Origin of the sequence: Mycobacterium sp. IDR2000157661 (genome assembly GCF_022317005.1) — a bacterium.
Lineage (GTDB): Bacteria > Actinomycetota > Actinomycetes > Mycobacteriales > Mycobacteriaceae > Mycobacterium.
The window spans coordinates 3,553,257-3,568,588 of the sequence record NZ_CP081006.1; the positions used below are offsets into that span (position 1 = coordinate 3,553,257).

A 15,332-nucleotide genomic window follows, 5' to 3' on the forward strand; every position below is an offset into this window, starting at 1 on the left:
ACCACACATGCATATCGAAGCCAGACTGTTCGAGTTCCTGACGGCGTTCTTCGTGCTGTCCTCCGTGGTCTACGGCGGGTTGACCGCGACGTTCGGCGAGGGTGGCGTCGAGTGGGCAGGCACCACAGCACTGGTCATGACGGCCGGCCTGACGCTCATCACCGGCACCTTCTTCCGGTTCGTCGCCCGCCGTCTCGACACCAGGCCCGAGGACTACGAGGACGCCGAGATCAGCGACGGGGCCGGTGAGCTGGGCTTCTTCAGCCCGCACAGCTGGTGGCCGGTGTTCATTGCGCTGTCGGCCTCGATCACCGCCGTCGGCGTCGCGCTGTGGCTGCCGTGGCTGATCGTGGCGGGCATCGCCTTCGTGCTCACGACGGTGGGCGGCCTGGTGTTCGAGTACTACACCGGCCCCGAGAAGCACTGACCGACGCCGCTCCCGCTTCGTGGGCGTCGCCCGGGCGGGAAAGGTCACAATCGGGCCACCACTTCGCCCGCGCCCCGCGCTGCGATTCATCGTCTTTGTGGCGTTGGGTAGTGTTGCCGGGGCACGGTCAGCCGCTTGTTGGGGCGTGTCGCGCCGGTTGAGTAGTCGAGAAGGATAGGCGTAGATGAGCGGGCCGAATCCCCCGGGTGACGACGGGGCGGATCTTCCAGAGCAGGAGCCGGGTGCAGGCGCCGGCGAGCAGGCCGGGCCCGGCGCCAGCGAGTCGGAGACGTTCTCTCAGGCGTATTCGGCTCCGGAGTCCGAGCAGTTCATGAGCGGCCCGTACGTGCCCGCCGACTCGTCGCTCTACGACTACGACAGCTACGAACCGACCGAGGTCGTCGAACAGCCGGACCCGCCCCGGTGGCCCTGGGTGGTCGGAGTGGTGGCCATCGTCGCCGCCGTCGCGCTGGTGGCGTCGGTGTCGGTGCTCGTGACCCGCACCGACACCTCCAATCTGGCCACCCCGCAGACCTCCACCACCACCGTCAAGCCGCCGGTGCAGGACGAGATCACCACGACGACGCCGCCGCCGCCACCACCGCCGCCGACCGAGGAACCGCCGCCTCCGCCGCCGGAGACCGTCACGGTCACTCAGGAGCCGCCACCGCCGCCTCCGCCGCCGGCGCCCATCGAGCCACCGCCGCCGCCGGCCCCCGAAAGCACCCCACCGCCCCCGCCGCCGGCACCTACCACGACGACACGGGCGGGCCCGCGCCAGGTCACCTACTCGGTGACCGGAACCAAGGCACCTGGAGACATCATCACCGTGACCTACATCGACGCGTCAGGACGCAGCCGCACTCAGCGCAACGTCTACATTCCCTGGTCGCTGACCGTGACGCCGATCTCGCAGTCCGAGGTGGGCTCGGTCCAGGCGTCGAGCCTGTTCCTGGTCAGCAGGCTCAACTGCTCGATCACCACCAGCGACGGGACGGTGCTGTCGTCGAATACCAACAACGCCGCGCAGACCAGCTGCTGATGGCCTACGACACCGACGCCTCAGGTCGCGCCCGGCTGACCCCCATGCTGGACCACAACGGACTGGACCGCACCGACCGCATCCTGCTCGGCTCCTGCGCGGCGATCTGGCTGATCGCACTCGGCGCGGGTGTCGCCGCCACCGTCGCGCTGGTGGACCTCGGGCAAGGCCGCACGGAGCCGTCCGGCGAGGCCGGGACACCCTGGCTGCTCTATGCCGTGATCGGCATCTCGGCCGTGGTCATCGCCGGTGCAGTGCCGCTGCTGCTGAGGGCGCGGCGCGAGGCAATGGCCGCCGAGGCGGGCCCGTCCGGCACGCAACCGGCGGCCCGCCCGGCATCAGGTCGAACCCAGGACCCGGCAGCCGAACCGGCGACGACCGAGAAAATCGGGGTGCCGGCGGCCAGAAGCGGCCAGGGCGCCTCGTATGCCGCGCCGCGCGCCCTGCGCACCCCGGAGGATCCCGAACCCACGTCAGCGGCCGCGGACCAGGTGTCGTTGCGCTGTGCACTGGCGATCGCGTGTGCGATCGGCATCGCCATGGTCGCCATCGGCGTGGGCACCTATTTGATGGCCGTCGACAGCACCGTGGTCGCGTGGGTGTGCTACGCGCTGGCCGCGTTGGTGACGCTGGCGATGCCCGCCGTTCCGTGGTTCTACCTGAAAGAGCTACGCGCCCAGCTGGATCAGCCGGCCGCGTAGCTCTTCAGCTCCGGCGGGTGGTCAGTGCTGACCGTTGCCGTGCCCGTTCGACGACCCGTTGCCGTGACCGTTCGAACCGTTGCGGGCCTGATGCTCGGCCAGCGCGGTGAGCGCCTTACGCTCGCCGGCGTGCTCCGCCTCGGTGATCGCCGCATGCTCTTCGATCGGGTCGGCGGACAGGAAGCTGCCGCTACCCGGCGCTCCGGCAGAGCCGAGCTTGTTCATCCGCTTCGGCAGGGCAGCGCCCTGGTACGGCAGCGGCAGTGGGTGGCCGTGCTCGTCGACCGGGCCCAGCGGCTGATGCAGTTCGATGTAGGCGCCGTGCGGCAGGCGCTTGATGATGCCCGTCTCGATGCCGTGCTCGAGAACCTCGCGGTCGCTGCGCTGCAGGCCGACAGCCCACCGGTAGGCGATGTAGTACACGATGGTGGGCACCACGACCATGCCGATGCGGCCGATCCACGTGGTCGCGTTCAGCGAGATGAAGAACTTCAGCGCGATGATGTCGTTCATCGCGCTCAGCGTCAGCACCATGTACAGGCCGATGGCCGCCGCGCCGAAGGCGGTGCGCACCGGGGCGTCGCGGGGCCGCTGCAGCAGATTGTGGTGTGCGTCGTCACCGGATAGCTTCCGTTCGATGAACGGCCAGGCGATCAACAGGATGAACACCAGGCCCATGAACAGCGCCACCCAGACGGGAGCGGGGATGGTGTAGTTGCCGAGGTAGATCTCCCACGGCGGGAAGATGCGAGCCGCACCCTCGGTCCACATCATGTAAAAGTCCGGCTGGCTGCCCGCCGACACCTGAGAGGGCCGGTACGGGCCCAGGTTCCAGATCGGGTTGATCTGCAGCAGACCTCCCATCAGGCCCAGGACGCCGACGGTCATCGCGAAGAACGCCCCCGACTTGACGGCGAACACCGGCATGACGCGCACGCCCACCACGTTCTTCTCGGTGCGGCCGGGGCCGGGGAACTGGGTGTGCTTCTGGAACCACACCAGTGCCAGGTGAACGCCGATGAGCGCGAGGATGATCCCTGGTATCAACAAGATGTGCAGGGCGTACATTCGGGGAATCCAGATGCCGACTTCCGTGCAGGTGTAACCGACGCCGCCGCAAGGGAAATCACCGCCGAACAGCGCCCAGTGCAACCAGGTGCCGATGACCGGCATGCCCAGCGTGATCGAGCTCATCGCGGCGCGCAGGCCGATGCCGGACAGCAGGTCGTCGGGCAGCGAGTAGCCGAAGTAGCCCTCGAACATCGCCAGGATCAACAGCAGTGAGCCGATCACCCAGTTCGCCTCGCGCGGGCGGCGGAACGCCCCGGTGAAGAAGATGCGTGCGAGGTGCACCATGATCGCCGCGGCGAACAGCAGTGCCGCCCAGTGGTGTACCTGGCGCACGAACAGTCCGCCGCGGACCTCGAAGCTGATGTCCAACGTCGTCTGGTAGGCCTTCGACATCTGCACGCCGCGCAGCGGTTGGTAGACGCCGTCGTAGGTGACCTCGGCCATCGACGGGTCGAAGAACAGCGTCAGGTACACGCCCGTGATGAGCAGGACGATGAAGCTGTACAACGCGATCTCGCCCAGCAGGAAGGACCAGTGGGTCGGGAACACCTTGTTCAGTTGTCGCCGCACCGCCGCCGACGGGTGATATCGCGAGTCGATCGCTTCGCCTTGGGCGGCGGCGATCTTGGCTGCGCTCGGGGGCTTTGGCAGTGTCGGACTCATGTTGTCTTCCGTTCCCAGAATGCCGGACCCACGGGCTCGACGAAGTCGCCGTTGGCGACCAGATACCCGTCCTGGTCAATGGTGATGGGCAACTGCGCCAACGCGCGCGCAGCCGGGCCGAATATGGGTTTGGCGAAATGCAGTGCGTCGAACTGCGACTGGTGGCACGGACAGAGGATGCGGTAGGTCTGCTGCTCGTAGAGCGATGCCGGACAACCGAGGTGCGAGCAGACCTTCGTGTAGGCGTACAGATCGCCGAAGTTGAAGCTCTCCTGGCCCTTGCGCTTGACCACCTTCGCCGCGTCCTGGGCTTTGATACGGATCAGCATGACCGGATTGCGCACCCCCATCGCGATCTCGGCGAGGTGGTGGCTCGACTCGACGGTGGTGCCGTCGCCGTCGGACTCCCGCCACGGGAACACGGTCTCCATGCCGCCGGCGTCGATGTCCTCGGGCCGCATCTTGACGAATGGCGACTCACCGGGCCGACCGGTGGCCCGCGCCAGAAAGATGGTATCGCCCTCGTAGCGGGGCGTCCATCCCGTCGTCCACAGCACGGCCTTCTTGCCGTCGGCGGTCGTGACGACGGGCTTCCACGGGTTCTTGATCAGGCCACCGGCGAAGGCCACCAGCGTGCCGAGGCCGAAGGCGCCGAGGCCGATGCCCAGCGACAGGCCGACGAGCTTGCGGCGCTTGATCGTCGAACCCTCGAGCGCGTCGGTCAGGTTCGCGACGGCGGTCTTGCGTTGGATCTCGGGGGAGCGGCCGTCGTGGCGCTCCTGAATGGAGATCTCCTCGGGGATGAACTTCTTCTGGTACAGCACCGCGCCGATGCCGATGGCCAGGATCGACAGGCCGAAGGTCAGCCCGTACAGGGGGGTGGCCAGGCTGTAGATGAACTCGCCCTCGGAGCCGTACGGCTTGTACTCCCAGGGCCAGAAGATGAACACCAGCAGCAGTGCCAGGCCCGCGAAGCCGCCAAGCAGAAGCCAGTACGAGACCGTGCGCCCGGCGCGCTTCTCGGCCTTGGTGCCCGCGACCGGCCAGCGGTCTTCCTTGTAGACGATTTCGACGCCGTCGAGCCTGCCGCCGAGTTCGACCAGTTCCTCGCGGGACATCTTCGCCAGTTCGGCGTCGGTGGGCTGACCCGGCACGCCCGCGTGGCCGGGAGCGTCGGTGCCCTTGGGCGCGACGTCAGCGCCGTCGGGGTTGTCCGGGTTCACGGACGATCCGTCTCCGTGTCGCTCGGTCATGCTCGCGCTCCGATCCACAGGGCCGCCGCGATGACTGCCACCATGCCGATGATCCAGGCCGCCATGCCCTCGGAAGTGGGGCCGAATCCACCGAGACCGTAGCCGCCGTAGCTCGGCGTCTCCGCCGATTCACGCACGTAGGCGACGATGTCTCGCTTCTCATCCGGGCTCAGCTGCCGGTCGGAGAACTTCGGCATGTTCTGCGGACCGGTCAGCATCGCCGTGTAGATCTCCGCGGGCGTGGCCTCACCGAGGTCGGGGGCGTACTTACCCGAAGACAGCGCACCGCCCTTGCCGGTGAAGTTGTGGCACGACGCGCAGTTGAGCCGGAACAGGTCGCCACCGCGGGCGACGTCGTCGCCGATCAGCGATGCTTCGGCCACTTGACCGTTCTCGTCGCGGGGGACCACCGGCCCGCCGCCGTTGGCCTGGACATAGGCGCCGAGGGCATCGACCTGTTCGGGGGAGAACTCCGGCGGCTTCTGCGGGGCCTGGGCCTCGTTGCGTTCGGCCGGCATGCGTCCCGTGGACACCTGGAAGAACACCGCTGCCTCGCCGACGCCGATGAGGCTGGGTCCGCGGTCGGCGACGCCCTGCAGATTGATGCCGTGACAGGACACGCACGACGTCTCGAACAGTTGCTGGCCCGTGCGCAGCAGCGCCGACTGGGACTGGTCGGCGACCGCCACCTGGGGCGTCGGCGTGAACGTGGTCGCGAGGACACCGGCGACACCGAGTCCGACCAGCAGCAGCACTGCCGCGGACAGGCGCCTGCGGAGCCGGCGGCGGGACTTGTCGGTCATCGGACCCTTTCTCAACGGACGAAATAGATGACGGCGAACAGCGCGATCCACACGATGTCCACGAAGTGCCAGTAGTACGAGACGACGATCGCGGCGGTGGCCTGCGCCGGGGTGAACTTGCTCATCCGTGTCCGGGCCAGCAGATAGAGGAAGGCGATGAGGCCGCCGGTCACGTGCAGGGCGTGAAAGCCGGTGGCAAGGTAGAACACCGACCCGTAGGCGCTGCTCGACAACGTCGTGCCCTCGTGCACCAGGTGGTAGTACTCGTACATCTGACCACCGACGAAGAACGCGCCCATCAGGAACGTGACGACATACCAGCGGCGCAGGCCGAACACGTCGCCGCGCTCGGCGGCGAACACGCCCATCTGACAGGTGAACGACGAGGCGATCAGCACCACGGTCACCGGCACGGCCAGCGCCAGGTTCAGTTCGGTCGGCGGCGGCGGCCATTCGCCGCCCGCCTGCGAACGCGCGACGAAATACATCGCGAACAGCCCGGCAAAGAACATCAACTCGCTGGACAGCCACACGATCGTGCCAACGCTGACCATGTTGGGCCGGTTCAGCGAATGTACTCGCGACGTGATTGCGGTTCCCGAGGTCCCTACAGCGCTCGTCACAGAGGCAAGTATGACGCTTTGTAGTTGTCGATCTCCACCCGGGTCGGCAGTTTCGTAATAATCACGTGGTGGATTCGACCGAAAATGCTGATCCGTTCGCCTGGCCCCGGGTGCTGGGCCGACTCACCGTCGGACGGTCCCTCGCGACGGGCCAGGCGGCCTGGGCGATGGACCAGATCATGACCGGGTCGGCGACCCCCGCCCAGATCGCGGCGTTCGGCGTCGCGATGAAGATGAAGCGACCGACGTCGGCGGAGGTGACCGAGCTGGCCGACATCATGCTCAAGCACGCGCGACGGGTGCCGACCGATCAGATCGGCACCGACACCGTCGACGTCGTGGGCACCGGCGGCGACGGGTCGAACACCGTGAACCTGTCCACGATGGCCGCCATCGTGGTGGCCGCGGCAGGCGTGCCGGTGATCAAGCACGGCAATCGGGCGGCATCGTCGCTGTCAGGCGGGGCCGACACCCTCGAGGCGCTCGGGGTGCGCATCGACCTCGGTTCCGACGCCGTCGCCCGCAGCGTCGCCGAGGTCGGGATCGGCTTCGCCTTTGCGCCGCAGTTCCATCCGTCCTATCGGCACGCCGGTGTGGTGCGCCGTGAGATCGGCGTGCCGACGGTGTTCAATCTCCTTGGGCCCCTGACGAATCCGGCGTCGCCGCGGGCGGGCCTGATCGGGTGTGCGTGGGCCGACCTGGCCGAGGTGATGGCCGGCGTATTCGCCACCCGCCGGTCCAGCGTGCTGGTGGTGCACGGCGACGACGGTCTCGACGAACTGACCACGACCACCACGAGCACCATCTGGCGGGTGCAGTCCGGCACCGTCGAGCGGCTGACATTCGATCCGGCCGCCTTCGGGTTCAAGCGCGCCGAACTCTCGGAACTGGTGGGCGGCGACGCCGAGTCCAACGCCGCCGAGGTGCGCGCGGTGCTCGGCGGCGCGACGGGCGCGGTGCGCGATGCGGTGATCCTCAACGCCGCGGGCGCGATGGTGGCGCACGCGGGGCTAGCCAGCGACGCCAAATGGGTGCCGGCCTGGGAGCAGGGGCTGGCCAAGGCGGCCGAGGCCATCGACTCGGGGGCGGCCGAACAGCTCCTCGCGCGTTGGGTGCGGTTCACCCAGAAAGCTTGATAGGCCTGTTCTTTCGAGCTGCTCGGCGGCCAGCCGGGCCGAGCGCGCCGACTCCGCCCACGCCGCCCACCTGCCCGCCGCGTGGACCGGTGAGCAGTAGCCGTCCGTGCTGCGCACGATGCGCACGCCCGGCTGCTGCAACCAGCGCGCGATGAGCGCCGTCTCCTCGACCAGCGCGCCGTACAGCGGCGCCTCGGACGGCAGAACCGCCTGTGCGCCTGCGCATATGGCGTCGACCACCGGCATCGGCGGCACTCCGCGCGCGGCGTTGCCCGCGGCGGCCAGCTGACCGTGCCGGACGACCGCCAGGTGCCAACCGCCCGCGCCGTCCGGGCGGGCAGCGACCAACTCGGCGATTCCGGCCAGCGCCCTAAGCCGCTGCCCGCGCCACAACACGTCGAGCGCGGTGGCGGCGTGGTCGCGCAGCCGCGCGGCGGTCTCGTAGCGGCCGCGCTCGGCAAGGCCGGCGATGTGGTTCAGCACGTCGGTCAGCGCCCGGCCGTCCCGGCCGGCGATGAGATCGGTGGCGCGCGAGACGATGTCGACGTACTCGGCGGCGGTGACGTCGCGCGGCGCCGGGCACGGCGACAGCTCGCGTTCCGGACACGACGGGCCGTGCCGCACACCGCGGCCCAGCCGATTGGTGCACGTGCGGACTCGGGTGAACCGCGCCAGCAGCGCGGCCGTGTCGACCGCGTCGGAGCGCGCCCGGAACGGCCCGATCACCGCGTCGCGTTTGGGTGAGCGCACCACGGAGAACCGCGGGAACGCCTCGTCGGTCAGCGCCACCCACCACCACCGCTGCGGGAACTTCGAGCGGCGGTTGTACGGCGGCGCGTGGGCGGCCAGCAGCCGCAGTTCGCGCACGCCCGCCTCCAGGTCGTGCGCGCATTCGACGTGGTCGACGGCGGTGGCCAGCGAGGCCATCTCCTTGATGCGAGTGCGCGAGTCGGCGCCGTTGAAGTACTGGCCGACCCGTCTGCGCAGGTCGACTGCGGTGCCGACGTAGAGCACCTCGGCGCCGGGGCCGCGGAACAGATAGACGCCGGGACGGTGCGGCAGCCCGGCGGCCAGTTGCCGGTTGCGCCGCTGGGCCGGGGTCACATCGGGCAGATAGGAGCGCAGGTCGGTGTAGGTGTGGATGCCCTGGTTGCCGACGCGTTCGATGAGCCCGTGCAGCACGTCGACCGTCGCCCTGGCGTCGTCGAGGGCGCGGTGCGTCGGGGTGGTGGACGCACCGAACAGCCGGGCGAGCGCCGACAGTCGCACGCTGGGCGCCTCGTCGCGCGACAGCACCCGGCGCGCCAACTTCACCGTGCACAGCACCGGCGGTTTGGGCCAGGCGATGTCGCAGCGTTCGGCGGCCGCGCGCAGGAACCCCACGTCGAAGCCCGCGTTGTGGGCGACCAGCACCGCGCCCCGGGCGAACTCGAGGAAGGCGGGCAGCACCGACTCGATCCGCGGCGCGTCGCAGACCATCGCCGTGGTGATCCCGGTGAGCGCCACGATCTGCGGGGGGATGCTGCGCCCGGGGTCCACCAGCGTGGCCAGCTCGCCGAGCACCGTGCCGCCGCGCACCTTGACCGCGCCGATCTCGGTGATGGCGTCGTGGTGCTCGCCCGAGGCGCGCCCGCCGGTGGTCTCCAGGTCCACGACGACGAACGTCGTCTCCCGCAGCGACAGGTCAGCTCGCGGATCGACGTCCGCGAAGCTGAGCTGGCCCATGCGCTGACGGTAGGAAACGGCACCGACATCGGCGGGTTGCCACGCGGGGTGTCTGCGGCGGCTGGAATGTCGGTGTGCCCCGATACCGTGCGGACAGCACCGACCGAGAGGAGCCATGGTGGGCACGGTGAAGATCGACTGCGACGACTGCGCGGTCCGGGGAGCCGGATGTCAGGACTGCGTGGTCAGCGTCCTGCTCGGGGTTCCGGACACGCTGCTCGACGATGAACGTCGCGCACTGGAGGTGCTCGCCGACGTCGGGCTGGCGCCCCGGTTGCGGCTGGTTCCGATTCACCGGCCTGGCGATTCCGGAGTGGCGTGACGACACGCTCCTGACGTGGCCGTTGATATCGGTTTCCGGTGCGGCTGTTAAATTTGCGTCTTCTGTTGGACAAGCCCGATGCCGTTTCGTAACCTGTCTGAGACCTAAGAGCAGTCGACACGGCTTCGTCACGGAAGTTTGAGGACGCAAATCTTGAGGCTCGGCTTTACGCGCTTGACCGAACGCGGGCTCCGACGACCCGGTGTGGGTGCGATTGTCGGTATCACCCTTCTCGCGGGCATGTTCACTGGCATTGTGCAGGCCGACCCGGCCGATGATGCGCTGGCAAAACTCAACGAGTTGTCGCGCCAGGCCGAGCAGACCACCGAGGCGATGCACTCCGCCCAGCTCGATCTGGACAACAAGCTGGCGATTCAACGCACTGCGGAGACCAAACACGCGGCTGACGTCGCCGCCGCAGACGCCGCCCATTCGCAGCTGGAGACCTTCCAGGTCGCCGTGAACAAGGTCGCGGCCGCGCAGTACATGGGTGGTCGCACCGACGGGTTGGACGCGATGCTGACCGCCAAGTCGCCGCAGGGCCTCATCGACCAGTTGTCGGTGCAGCGGGTGATGGCCGACGAGATGTCGGCACAGATGAAGAGTTTCCGCGAGATCGGCAGGCAGGCCGCGTTGGCCAGGGAGGCGTCGGCGAAGTCGGCCGCCGAGGCCAAGACCGCGGCCGAACAGGCCGCCGCCGTGCGCGCTGACCTGCAGTCCAAGCAGAGCCGACTGCAGATCCAGATCGCCGTCGTCAAGTCGCAGTACGAGGCGTTGACGCCGAACCAGCGCGAAGCCCTGGCCGCGCTGCCGCCCGCGCCCCCGGCTGCCGCCGCGCCGGTGCCACCGGGTGGCGACCCCGCGATCCTGGCCGCGCCGCCGGGCGCCCCTGGCCTACCCGGAGCCGTCCCGCCGGGCGATGTCGCGCCGCCCTCGGGTGGCCACTCGGCGACCGTCATCCAGGCCGCGCTGAGCCGGATCGGATCGCCGTACTCGTGGGGCGGGTCGGGCCCGAACGCGTTCGACTGCTCCGGGCTGGTCCAGTGGGCGTTCCAGCAGGCGGGCATCTCGCTGCCGCACTCCAGCCAGGCGTTGGCCAGCGGCGGTCAGCCGGTCTCGACCGACCAGATGCAGCCGGGTGACGTGGTGAACTACTACTCCGACGCCTCGCACACGGCGATCTACATCGGCGACGGCATGATGGTGCACGCCTCGACGTACGGCACGCCGGTGCGGGTTGCACCGGTCGACAATGCGCCGATCTACAACGTCCGCCGTTACTGACCGCCGTCGGAGCAGAACCCGGCTGGCCGCGCTGCTCGTCACCGAGTTGATCTGCGCGCTGCTGATCGTCGGGCGCTCCGACATCGCGCCGGGTCCCACGGTCGCCACACCGGCCTCCCTGACCACGCCGAGCGCGGCCTCGACGGCCACCACGCTGGGCGACGGCCGCACCGCGCGGCTGATCGGGCTGGGTGGTCTGCGCACCACGGCGCTGCTCGACCGCGTCGTCGCGGAGTTGCCCGCCGCCGCAGCGGCGGTCACCGCTTTCTGGGGCGCCCACTGGCCACGCCAGGTGACGATCGTCGCCGCGGCGACCGACCAGCAATTCGCCGCGGTGGGCGGCGGCGACCTGCACACCGCGGCCACCACCACCGCCGAGCGCATCGTGTTCGCGCCCGGCGCCACCCGGATGAGTGATGCCGCGCTGCGGACCGTGGTGCGCCACGAGCTGTTCCACTATGCGGCCCGGGCCGCGACAGCCGCCGACGCTCCGCGGTGGCTCACCGAGGGTGTCGCCGACTTCGTCGCCCGGCCGGCGGCAGCGCCCCCGGACGCCGCCCTGCTCGCCCTGCCGACCGACGCCGAGATGTCCGGCCCCGACCGCTCCCTGGCCTATGACCGGGCGTGGTGGTTCGCCCGGTTCGTCGCCGACCGCTACGGCACCGCGGCACTGCGCGACTTCTATGTGCGGGCATGCGGCCAGGGGCATCCCGACGTGTCGACGGCGGCGCTCGACACCCTAGGGGCGGAGCCTGCAACCCTGCTGGCGCAGTGGCGGCAGTGGGCGTCTGGCTGACGTGAGCCGGGTTCTGCTGGTCTCCAACGACTTTCCGCCGCGCCGCGGTGGCATCCAGTCCTACCTGCAGGAGTTGGTGGACCATCTGGTCGCCGCAGGCGAGCACACGGTTACGGTGTACGCCCCGAGGTGGAAGGGTGCCGAGGACTTCGACCGTCACGTTCCCTACGAGGTGGTGCGTCACCCGGGCACGCTGATGCTCCCCGAACCGTCGGTGATGGGGCGGATGAAGCGGTTGATACAGCGAAACCAGGCTGAGACGGTGTGGTTCGGCGCAGCCGCGCCGCTGGCGTTGATGGCGCCGCTGGCCCGCGACGCCGGGGCACACCGGGTGATCGCCAGCACCCACGGCCACGAGGTCGGGTGGTCGATGCTGCCGGTGGCGCGAACGGCGCTGCGCCGCATCGGCTCGAGCACCGATGTGGTCACTTACATCAGCCGCTACACCCGCCGCCGGTTCGCCTCGGCCTTCGGGGCGCACGCCGCGCTCGAGCACCTGCCGCCCGGAGTGGACACCGACCGATTCGCCCCTGATGAGGTGGCCCGCGCCGAGCTGCGTGCCCGCTACCGGCTGGGCCATCGGCCTGTCGTGGTGTGCGTGTCCCGGTTGGTGCCCCGCAAGGGCCAGGACATGCTGATCCGCGCGCTGCCCGCGATCCGGCAGCGGGTGCCCGGCGCGGCGCTCGTCGTCGTCGGCGGCGGCCCGTACCGGGACGCCCTGCGCCGGTTGGCCCACAGCTTCGGCGTAGCCGAGCACGTGGTGTTCACCGAGGGCGTGCCCGGTGACGAACTGCCCGCTCACCACGCGATGGCCGACGTGTTCGCCATGCCGTGCCGGACCCGGGGGGCCGGCCTGGACGTCGAGGGTCTGGGCATCGTCTATTTGGAGGCGTCCGCGAGCGGGGTGCCGGTGGTCGCCGGTCGCTCGGGCGGGGCGCCCGAGACGGTCCTGGGGGGCGAAACCGGCGTCGTCGTGGACGGCTGGGACGTCGGCGCCATCGCCGCTGCGGTAGGTGACCTGCTCGCCGACCCGGACTCAGCGGCCCGGATGGGGGCGGCCGGCCGACGCTGGGTGGTCGACAACTGGCAGTGGCACACCCAGGCCGAGCGGCTCGCCGGGCTGCTCTAACCCTTCTCGTACAGCGCCTCGATCTCGGCGGCGAACTTGTCCGCGACGACCTTGCGCTTCACCTTCAAAGTGGGTGTCAGTTCTCCGGTGAGCACGGTGAAGTCGACCGGCAGGATGCGGAACTTGCGGATCGCCTCCGCCTTTGACACCGCCTGATTGGCCTCCTTCACGGCCCGGTCTATCTCGGCGACCAGATCCGGATCGGAAGCCAGGTCCTGCACCGATGCGGTGTCCGCCTTGCCGTGGTGCTGCTTCCACACGTCGAAGGCCTCCGGGTCGACGGCGACCAGCGCCGCGATGAACGGCTTGTCGTCGCCCACCGCCATGGCCTGGCTGATCAGCGGGTGGGCCCGCAGCTGGTCCTCGAGGACGGCGGGCGCGACGTTCTTGCCGCCCGCGGTCACGATGATCTCCTTCTTGCGCCCGACGATCGACAGGAAGCCGTCGTCGTCGACACTGCCGAGGTCACCGGTGTGGAACCAGCCGTTCACGATGGCCTCGTCGGTGGCGGTCTGGTTGCGCCAGTAACCGCCGAACACCACCGCGCCGCGCACCAGCAGCTCTCCGTCATCGGCGATCGCCATGCTGTTGCCCGGCAACAACTTCCCGACAGTGCCGACCCTGAGCTCGTCCATCCGGTTGACCGTGATGGCGGCGCTGGTCTCGGTGAGGCCGTAGCCCTCGTAGATCGTCAGCCCGATGCCGCGGTAGAAGTGACCCAGTCGCGCACCCAACGGCGCGCCGCCGGAGATGGACGCGCGACATCTGCCACCGGTGGCGGCGCGCAGCTTGCCGTAGACCAGTCGGTCGAACACGGCGTGTTTGGCCCGCAGTAGCAAGCCCGGGCCGCCGCTGTCCTGAGCCTTGCTCCAGTCGATCGCGGTCTGGGCGGCCTTGGCGAAGATCGCGCCCTTCCCGCTGTCCTGCGCACTCAATTCGGCTGTGTTGTAGACCTTCTCGAACACCCGCGGCACCGAGACGATGACGGTCGGCTGGAACAGGCCGAACATCGGGACCAGGTTCTTGATGTCGCTGGTGTAGCCGAGCGTCACGCCGTTGGCGAAGGCGGTCATCGACAGTGCCCGCGCAAGTACGTGGGCCAGCGGCAGGAACACCAGCAGTCGCTCGCCCTTGCGCAACAGGGTGGGGAAGCAGTCCGAGGCCCCGTGGATCTCGCTGAGCAGGTTGGAGTGCGTGAGCTGGCAGCCCTTCGGCCGGCCGGTGGTGCCCGATGTGTAGATGAGCGTGGCCGGATCCGCCGACCTGATGCCGGCCAACCGCCGGTCGAGTTCCGCTGCGTCCGCGGCCGCACCGGCGTCGGCCAGGGTGTCCAGCGCTGCCGGGCCCGCCGACTCGATGACCGCCACCTCGCGCAGGGCGGGCAGCTCGTCGAGCAGTTCCTTGACCATCAGCGCGTGCGCCTCGATCTCGACGAACGCCAGCACGGCGCCCGAGTCCTCCAGCACCCACCGCACCTGCTCGGGTGCCGAGGTCTCGTAGATGGGCACGGTTACGGCGCCGACGGCGAGGATCGCGTAGTCGAGGATGACCCACTCGTAACGGGTCGACGACAGGATCGCCACGCGGTCGCCGGGCTCGACGCCGTGTGCGATCAGACCCAGCGCCGCGGAGCGGATCTCGTCGGCGGCCTGCCTGCATGTCACGTCCTGCCAGGCGCCGTCGACGAGGCGCTGGAAGATCACGTGCTCGGGGTCATCGCGTTCATGGGCGAACACGGAACTGGCGACGTGGTCGCGCTCGCCCACGGTGAACGAAGCGGGCTCACTGAATTCACGCACGATTCGGCCTCTCGCTGTCCGGCGGCTCTGCCGCATACAGCCTAGTCGGCGCTGATCACGCCGGTTAGGGCCCTTGGTCAGGGCAACAGGTCAAGACCCGGGGTCCGGCCGTATGTGAAGCTGGTAGCCCATGTACAGCATCCAGATCGCGGACGAGACCTTCGTGGCCGCTGATCCCGTCGAGGTCGGCCGCTATGTCGCGGACCCGGCGAGCTGGCGCCGCTGGTGGCCCGATCTGCGCTTGACCGTGGTCGAGGACCGGGGTGACAAGGGGCATCGATGGACCGTCACCGGCGCACTCATCGGGACCATGGAGATCTGGCTCGAGCCGAAGCTGGACGGGGTGATCCTGCACTACTTCCTGCACGCCGAGCCGTCGGGTGCGGCGGCCTGGCAGCTGGCCAGGATGAACCTGGCGAAGATGAACCACCGGCGCCGGGTCGCAGGCAAGAACATGGCGTTCGAGGTCAAACAGCGGCTCGAGGCCACCCGTCCGGTCGGCGTCTCGCGGCTGGCCTGATACTTCGGCCGCACCAACTACAGGAAGGGTAGATTTTC

The 15,332-nt window shown here is 69.3% G+C and carries 14 protein-coding genes and 1 pseudogene; 9 read left to right on the forward strand and 6 right to left on the reverse strand.

The genetic code is table 11. The features are described from left to right. Nucleotides 1-7: 7 nt before the first annotated feature. The 3 genes from K3G64_RS18390 (at nt 8) to K3G64_RS18400 (ending at nt 2,170) form a co-directional block, all read left to right on the forward strand. Nucleotides 8-427 carry a cytochrome c oxidase subunit 4 gene (locus tag K3G64_RS18390; RefSeq protein WP_238886330.1) on the forward strand — a complete coding sequence of 140 codons (420 nt, stop codon included), beginning with the start codon at nt 8-10 and terminating at the stop codon, nt 425-427. Nucleotides 428-611: 184 nt separating this feature from the next. After that, nucleotides 612-1,469 (forward strand): MmpS family transport accessory protein, encoded by an 858-nt coding sequence (locus K3G64_RS18395; RefSeq protein ID WP_238886331.1) that lies wholly within the window; start codon nt 612-614, stop codon nt 1,467-1,469. After that, nucleotides 1,469-2,170 (forward strand): DUF2561 family protein, encoded by a 702-nt coding sequence (locus K3G64_RS18400; RefSeq protein ID WP_238886332.1) that lies wholly within the window; start codon nt 1,469-1,471, stop codon nt 2,168-2,170. The genes K3G64_RS18395 and K3G64_RS18400 overlap by 1 nt, the downstream gene beginning before the upstream one ends. Before the next feature lie 21 nt (nt 2,171-2,191). On the opposite strand, the gene qcrB is transcribed toward K3G64_RS18400, so the two are convergent. The 4 genes from qcrB to ctaE are packed head-to-tail and all read right to left on the reverse strand — an operon-like array spanning nt 2,192 to nt 6,583. After that, entirely contained in the window at nt 2,192-3,904 is a 1,713-nt protein-coding gene (gene qcrB, locus K3G64_RS18405; RefSeq protein ID WP_238886333.1) for a cytochrome bc1 complex cytochrome b subunit, read from the reverse strand. Further along, nucleotides 3,901-5,157 (reverse strand): cytochrome bc1 complex Rieske iron-sulfur subunit, encoded by a 1,257-nt coding sequence (qcrA, locus tag K3G64_RS18410; protein ID WP_370646986.1) that lies wholly within the window; start codon nt 5,155-5,157, stop codon nt 3,901-3,903. Before qcrA ends, qcrB begins: the two co-directional genes overlap by 4 nt. Further along, a complete protein-coding gene (qcrC, locus tag K3G64_RS18415; RefSeq protein WP_238886335.1) occupies nt 5,154-5,960 on the reverse strand; it encodes a cytochrome bc1 complex diheme cytochrome c subunit in 807 nt (268 codons plus the stop codon). The genes qcrA and qcrC overlap by 4 nt, the downstream gene beginning before the upstream one ends. An 11-nt stretch (nt 5,961-5,971) precedes the next feature. Then, nucleotides 5,972-6,583, reverse strand: a complete 612-nt coding sequence (gene ctaE, locus K3G64_RS18420) for an aa3-type cytochrome oxidase subunit III (protein ID WP_238886337.1) — start codon at nt 6,581-6,583, stop codon at nt 5,972-5,974. Between the two features lie 68 nt (nt 6,584-6,651). Between ctaE and trpD the strand changes: the two genes are divergently transcribed. Next, a complete protein-coding gene (gene trpD, locus K3G64_RS18425) occupies nt 6,652-7,719 on the forward strand; it encodes an anthranilate phosphoribosyltransferase (RefSeq protein WP_238886338.1) in 1,068 nt (355 codons plus the stop codon). Here trpD and K3G64_RS18430 read toward each other — a convergent pair. Further along, nucleotides 7,657-9,561: pseudogene (locus K3G64_RS18430) on the reverse strand (DEDD exonuclease domain-containing protein); the annotation flags it as partial. The gene trpD and the pseudogene K3G64_RS18430 sit on opposite strands and share 63 nt — an antisense overlap. Here K3G64_RS18430 and K3G64_RS18435 point away from each other — a divergent pair. The 4 genes from K3G64_RS18435 (at nt 9,560) to K3G64_RS18450 (ending at nt 12,975) form a co-directional block, all read left to right on the forward strand. Then, entirely contained in the window at nt 9,560-9,766 is a 207-nt protein-coding gene (locus K3G64_RS18435) for a hypothetical protein (protein ID WP_238886340.1), read from the forward strand. The pseudogene K3G64_RS18430 and the gene K3G64_RS18435 sit on opposite strands and share 2 nt — an antisense overlap. 240 nt (nt 9,767-10,006) lie before the next feature. Beyond that, nucleotides 10,007-11,050, forward strand: a complete 1,044-nt coding sequence (gene ripC / locus K3G64_RS18440; RefSeq protein WP_238886342.1) for a peptidoglycan hydrolase RipC — start codon at nt 10,007-10,009, stop codon at nt 11,048-11,050. Further along, nucleotides 11,019-11,846 carry a peptidase gene (locus K3G64_RS18445; protein WP_238886344.1) on the forward strand — a complete coding sequence of 276 codons (828 nt, stop codon included), beginning with the start codon at nt 11,019-11,021 and terminating at the stop codon, nt 11,844-11,846. Before ripC ends, K3G64_RS18445 begins: the two co-directional genes overlap by 32 nt. 1 nt (nt 11,847) lies before the next feature. Further along, nucleotides 11,848-12,975: a glycosyltransferase family 4 protein gene (locus K3G64_RS18450; protein ID WP_238886346.1), complete on the forward strand. Its 1,128-nt coding sequence runs from the start codon at nt 11,848-11,850 to the stop codon at nt 12,973-12,975. Here the strand turns inward: K3G64_RS18450 and K3G64_RS18455 are convergent. Next, a complete protein-coding gene (locus tag K3G64_RS18455; protein ID WP_238886348.1) occupies nt 12,972-14,774 on the reverse strand; it encodes an AMP-dependent synthetase/ligase in 1,803 nt (600 codons plus the stop codon). The two genes, K3G64_RS18450 and K3G64_RS18455, sit on opposite strands and share 4 nt — an antisense overlap. A gap of 130 nt (nt 14,775-14,904) precedes the next feature. On the opposite strand from K3G64_RS18455, the gene K3G64_RS18460 reads away from it, so the two are divergent. Further along, nucleotides 14,905-15,294 (forward strand): polyketide cyclase / dehydrase and lipid transport, encoded by a 390-nt coding sequence (locus K3G64_RS18460; protein WP_238886350.1) that lies wholly within the window; start codon nt 14,905-14,907, stop codon nt 15,292-15,294. Nucleotides 15,295-15,332 lie beyond the last annotated feature (38 nt).